We start from the raw sequence: 5683 nt of genomic DNA on the forward strand, positions 1-5683 counted from the left end.
GTCTCGGGAGGGGGCCCGCGGGCGTTCACGCACCCGTGCCGCGGCGGCGGATCAGACCTGGCCGGCCTTCTCCAGGGCCTCGCAGCAGGTGTTGATCAGGAGCCGGGTGACGACGTAGGGGTCGACGTTGGCGTTCGGGCGACGGTCCTCGATGTAGCCCTTCTTGTCCACCTCGACCTGCCACGGGATGCGCACCGAGGCGCCGCGGTCGGAGACGCCGTAGCTGTAGACGTTCCACGGGGCGGTCTCGTGCTTGCCCGTGAGGCGCGACTGGATGTCGTGGCCGTACTGGTTGACGTGCTCCAGCACCTTCTCCTGCGAGGTGCCGAGCGACTCGCAGGCGGTGATGATGGCGTCGTAGCCCTCGCGCATCGCCTTGGTGGAGAAGTTCGTGTGGGCGCCCGCACCGTTCCAGTCACCGCGGGCCGGCTTGGCGTCGAGGGTGGCGTCGATGCCGAACTCCTCGGCGGTGCGGTACAGCAGGTAACGGGCGATCCACATGTCGTCCGAGACGGTCAGCGCGTCGACCGGGCCGATCTGGAACTCCCACTGGCCGGGCATGACCTCGGCGTTGATGCCGCAGATGGCCAGGCCGGCGTCGATGCAGCGGTCCAGGTGCAGCTCGACGATCTCGCGGCCGAAGACCTCCTCGGCGCCGACGCCGCAGTAGTAGCCGCCCTGCGGGGCCGGGAAGCCGCCCTCCGGGAAGCCGAGCGGGCGGGAGCCCTTGAAGAAGGTGTACTCCTGCTCGATGCCGAAGATCGACTCCTGCGAGGCGTACTTCTCGGCGACCTCGCGCAGCAGGGCGCGGGTGTTGGAGACGTGCGGGGTGCCGTCCGTCTCCAGGACCTCGCAGAGGACCAGGATGTGGTCGCCGCCGCGGATCGGGTCCGGCGTCACCCGCACCGGGTCCAGCACGCGGTCCGAGGCGTGGCCCTCGGCCTGGCTGGTCGAGGAACCGTCGAAGCCCCAGGTCGGGATCTTGTCGGCGTTGGGCAGGACGCGAGTCTTGGAACGGAGCTTCGCGGTCGGCTTGGTGCCGTCGATCCAGATGTACTCGGCCTTGATTGCCACGGCGTGTCCCTCGCGTTGCTGGGTGGTGGGTGCCCGCGTAGCGTCGCAAGCCGCCGTTTCCCGGTTGTTCCTCTTGTGTAACGCGCAGGTGAACCAACCGTCCGCATTGGCACGGTCACAGTGCGGGAGTGCCGGGGGCGGCACTCCCGCTGTTCCGGGTGCCATCGGTGGCGGCATCGGCGCGTTCGGTGACGATGTGCGATCAGCGCCACCTCACGGCCGGAGGCGCCGCGCGGTCAGCTCCGGCGGGCGTGCGCGGCGCGACGGCGCCGGGTGGCCCACAGCGCGGCCGCCCCGCCCGCGACCAGGGCGGCGGCCCCCGCGGCCAGCGGGCCGGTGGCGCTGCTGCCGCCGGTGGCGGCCAGCTTCTCCGACTTCTCCTGCTTCTCCACCGCGGCCTGCGGAACGGGGGTGCGCGAGGCGGTGGTGTCGGCCACCGGCTCGACGGCGGGCGCACTGGCGGGCGTGGTGCCCTGGGTGGCCGGGCCGGACGGGGTGGCCGGGCCGGACGGGGTGGCCGCCGGCGCGGAGGGCTTCTCGCAGCTCACCGAGGCGACGGTGACCTTCCCGGTGACCTTGGCGACGTTCAAGTTGAGCGGGTTCACCTCCACCTGCACCTCCAGGGCGGAGGCGGCGGCGGTGGTCGTGGTGACGGTCTTCTTGGAGAACTCCACCGAGACGCTGCCGACCAGCGGCACGTCCACCTTGGTCGGGCCGTACAGGCCGACGGTGACCGGCTTGCCGAGCACGCTGAGCTTGAGCGGCGCGACCACGTCGGCGGTGGGCTGCCCGTCCACCGGACAGCTCGCCTCGGCGCTCATCGCCTCCAGGCCGAGCAGCGCGGTGGCGGGCAGGCCAGGGGCGTGCACGTCGGCGTTGACCAGCTTGACGGAGGCGGTGGCGCCCTTGGCGTCGACGCGGGTCACCGACTTGCCGACGTCCGCCTTGACCAGGGTGACCGGGCCCGTCTGGTCCACCCCGGCCACCGTGGCGGTCAGGATCGAGCCGTCGCGCTGCGCCGGCGACTCCACCTTGTTCAGCGCGATGTTCACCGGGACGTCCACCGCCTTGTTCAACAGGCTGACGTCCAGGTCGAGTTCGGCGGTGACGGCGCGCGCCTTGCCGGGCGAGGACGGGGCGGGTTCGGCCGCCTGGACGGGCGCGGCCGCGAGCAGTGAGCTCGCCGCCACGGCGGTGGCCGCGGCGGCGGAAGCGATTCGGCGAGAAGACGGACGAGAGGACGGACGGGAAGACAAGGCGATACCCCCACACAGATGAAAGGATGAGCCGCCAGTCTTCTCGAACAATCCGTCACATGAGTAACACAGAAAGTCATTTCACCCGTTGGAGTGAGATTGGCGTTCTGCGCTGACCCGTCTCTGCTAGGGCCTGTCGTCGGCCCGCAGACGCGAGTTCGACGACAGGCCCTACGGCAGCCGCCAGTCCACCGGTTGCGCCCCCTGCCGCACCAGCAGCTCGTTGGCCCGGCTGAACGGCCGCGAGCCGAAGAAGCCGCGGTCGGCCGACATCGGGCTGGGGTGGACCGACTCCACCGACGGGACACCGCCCAGCAGCGGCCGCAGGTTGCGGGCGTCGCTCCCCCACAGGATCGCCACCAGCGGACCGCCGCGCGCCACCAGCGCCCGGATCGCCTGCTCGGTGACCGCCTCCCAGCCCTTGCCCCGGTGCCCGCCGCTCTTGCGCGGCTGGACGGTGAGCACCCGGTTGAGCAGCAGCACGCCCTGGTTCGTCCACGGGGTGAGGTCCCCGTTGGACGGCTCCGGCAGGCCCAGGTCGGTGCCGTACTCCCGGTAGATGTTGATCAGGCTCGCCGGGATCGGCCGCACCTCCGGCGCCACCGAGAAGCTGAGCCCGACGGCGTGGCCGGGGGTCGGGTACGGGTCCTGCCCGACGATCAGCACCCGCACGTCGGCGAAGGGCTGCTGGAAGGCGCGCAGCACGTTCGGACCGGAGGGCAGGTAGGTACGGCCTGCGGTCAGCTCGGAGCGCAGGAAGTCGCCCATCGCGGCGACCCGTCCGGCGACGGGTTCCAGGGCGGTGGCCCAGCCGGGCTCGACGATCTCGTTCAGTGGACGCGGTGCCATGGTCGCCACCCTATCGGCCTACACCGACACGGCTTTCAGCGGATGATCATGTGATCGAGAGGACGCGGCGGGCAGGTCAGGGGCCGGCGGCGCCCCCGCGGCGGCCCGTCCGGAAGCCGGTACCGGCCCCGGCGGAACCCCCGGCGCGGCTACCCGACCGGCCGCCCCCGCAGCACCACCAGCCGCGGGTCCGCGAGCACCCGGACGTCCGCCCGCGGGTCCTGCGCGTACACCACGAAGTCCGCCGACGCGCCCTCCTCCAGCCCCGGCCGCCCCAGCCACGCGCGCGCTCCCCAGCTCGCCGCCGACAGCGCCTCGGCCGGGCTCAGCCCCGCCTTGACCAGCTCCGCCACCTCCTCCGCGACCAGCCCGTGCGCCAGCGAGCCGCCCGCGTCGGTGCCGACGAACACCGGGATGCCCGCGTCGTGCGCGGCGCCCACCGTGTCGTACCGGCGCTCGTGCAGCCGCCGCATGTGCGCCGACCAGGCCGGGAACTTGGCCTCGCCGCCGGCCGCGAGGCCCGGGAAGGTGGCGATGTTGACCAGGGTCGGCACGATCGCCACCCCGCGCTCGGCGAAGACCGGGATCAGCTCCTCGGTCAGGCCGGTGGCGTGCTCGACGCAGTCGATCCCGGCCGCCAGCAGGTCCGGCAGCGACTCGGCGGAGAAGCAGTGCGCGGTGACCTGGGCGCCCTCCTCGTGCGCCGCCGCGATCGCCTCGGCCAGCGCGTCGCCGGGCCAGCAGGCGGCGAGGTCGCCGCGCTCGCGGTCGATCCAGTCGCCGACCAGCTTCACCCAGCCGTCCCCGCGCCGGGCCTCGGCCCGGACGTAGGCGGCCAGGTCGCCGGGCTCGATCTCGTGCGCGTAGTTGCGGATGTAGCGGCGGGTGCGGGCGATGTGTCGCCCGGCCCGGATGATCCGGGGCAGGTCCTCGCGCTCGTCGATCCACCGGGTGTCGGCGGCCGAGCCGGCGTCGCGGATCAGCAGGGTGCCGGCGTCCCGGTCGGTGAGCGCCTGCTTCTCGCTGGTCTCGGCGTCCACCGCGCCGTGCGCGTCCAGGCCGACGTGGCAGTGCGCGTCCACCAGGCCGGGCAGCACCCAGCCGGTCACCGTCCGGACGTCCCCGGCGGTCGGCGGGCGGGTGAAGCTCACCCGGCCGTCCACCACCCAGAGTTCGTCCCGGACGTCCTGCGGACCGACCAGCACCCGACCCCGCACGTGCAGCACCGCGCCATCACTCATGGCCGCACTCTACCGACGGGCGGGTTCCGTGTGAGCGGTCACGATGCGGCAGACTCGTTTCCGCACCCCCACCCCGTACGACCCCCGCGCGGCCCCCGCGCGACTCCCGCGAAACCCCGCGAAAGGCGATACCGACGTGAGTCCCTTCCTCGACCTGCCCCCGCTCAGCGCCGCCGAGTTCGCGGCGATCGAGGACCAGGTGGCCGCCCTGCTGCACACCGGGGCGGACGTGATCGTCACCCAGGGCGAGGCGCTGCTCCCCCTGGAGGCCGCGATCCGCGGCGCCGCGCACCCCGGCTCGACCGCCCTCAACGTCGTCACCGGCCCGTACGGGCAGACCTTCGGCAACTGGCTGCGCTCCTGCGGGGCGAAGGTCGTCGACCTGGCCGTGCCCTTCGACAGCGCGGTGAGCGCCGAGCAGGTCGCCGCGGCTCTGGAGGCCGATCCGGAGATCGACTTCGTCTCCCTGGTGCACGCCGAGGCCGCCACCGGCAACACCAACCCGGTCGCCGCGATCGGCGCCGTGGTCCGCGAGCACGGCGCGCTGCTGATGCTGGACGCGGTGGCCTCCGTCGCCGCCGAGCCCGTGCTCACCGACGAGTGGGGCGTCGACCTGTGCGTCATCGGCGGCCAGAAGGCGATGGGCGGCCCGGCCGGCGTCTCCGCCGTGTCCGTCTCCGAGCGCGCCTGGGCGCGGATCGCCGCCAACCCGGCCGCCCCGCGCCGCTCCTACCTCTCGCTGCTGGACTGGAAGGAGCGCTGGACCGACGCCGGCCGCGCCGTACTGCCGCACGCCCCGGCCCAGTTGGAGATGCTCGCGCTCGGCGCCTGCCTGGACCGGATCGCCGCCGACGGCCTGCCCGCCGTGATCGCGCGGCACCGCGCTGCCTCGGCCGCCACCCGGGCCGGCGTCCGCGCGCTCGGCACCCTGGCCCCGTACGTCGTCGAGGACGCCCACGCGGCCCCGGTCGCCACCACCCTGCGCACCCCGGACGGCGTCGACGCGACCGCCCTCGCCGCCCGCCTCGACCCGGCCCTGCCGATCCAGCCGGGCGGCGGTGCGCTGGCCGGTTCGATGCTGCGGGTCAACCACTACGGGCAGGCGGCGGCGCTGGACACCGTCCGCGCCTGCCTCACCGGTCTCGCCGCCGCCACCTCGGCCGACCCGGCGCCCGCCCTGGCCGCCGCCGAGGCCGCCTGGAACGCGACCGTCGCGGCCTGACGCGCGTACGGCGGCGGGCCCCCGCTGCACAACCCGGGGCC

At 73.8% G+C, this 5683-nt stretch carries 5 protein-coding genes; 1 reads left to right on the forward strand and 4 read right to left on the reverse strand.

All coding sequences use genetic code 11. The annotated features are described in order from the left end of the window. Positions 1-51 precede the first annotated feature (51 nt). The 4 genes from glnII to ACFU6K_RS29590 all read right to left on the reverse strand — a co-directional run bounded on the left by glnII (position 52) and on the right by ACFU6K_RS29590 (position 4420). On the reverse strand, positions 52-1074 hold the full coding sequence (gene glnII / locus ACFU6K_RS29575; protein ID WP_380668131.1) for a glutamine synthetase: 1023 nt from the start codon (positions 1072-1074) through the stop codon (positions 52-54). 236 nt (positions 1075-1310) lie between these two features. Continuing rightward, positions 1311-2381, reverse strand: coding sequence for an SCO1860 family LAETG-anchored protein (locus tag ACFU6K_RS29580; RefSeq protein ID WP_380668133.1), 1071 nt, complete (start codon positions 2379-2381; stop codon positions 1311-1313). Between the two features lie 120 nt (positions 2382-2501). After that, positions 2502-3179 carry a uracil-DNA glycosylase gene (locus tag ACFU6K_RS29585; RefSeq protein WP_380668135.1) on the reverse strand — a complete coding sequence of 226 codons (678 nt, stop codon included), beginning with the start codon at positions 3177-3179 and terminating at the stop codon, positions 2502-2504. 149 nt (positions 3180-3328) lie between these two features. Beyond that, entirely contained in the window at positions 3329-4420 is a 1092-nt protein-coding gene (locus tag ACFU6K_RS29590; RefSeq protein ID WP_380668137.1) for an amidohydrolase family protein, read from the reverse strand. A gap of 136 nt (positions 4421-4556) precedes the next feature. Here ACFU6K_RS29590 and ACFU6K_RS29595 point away from each other — a divergent pair, with 136 nt between their 5' ends. Beyond that, complete coding sequence (locus tag ACFU6K_RS29595; RefSeq protein ID WP_380668139.1) at positions 4557-5642, forward strand: pyridoxal-phosphate-dependent aminotransferase family protein; 1086 nt, start codon at positions 4557-4559, stop codon at positions 5640-5642. The last annotated feature ends 41 nt before the right edge of the window (positions 5643-5683 follow it).

The sequence above is a fragment of the Kitasatospora sp. NPDC057512 genome, assembly GCF_042802135.1.
Classification (GTDB): Bacteria; Actinomycetota; Actinomycetes; order Streptomycetales; family Streptomycetaceae; genus Kitasatospora.

Excerpts from the sequence above, each read along its gene's own strand:
- ACFU6K_RS29590 (WP_380668137.1), bottom strand. The coding sequence starts at position 4,420 with ATGAGTGATGGCGCGGTGCTGCACGTGCGGGGTCGGGTGCTGGTCGGT.
- ACFU6K_RS29585 (WP_380668135.1), bottom strand. The coding sequence starts at position 3,179 with ATGGCACCGCGTCCACTGAACGAGATCGTCGAGCCCGGCTGGGCCACC.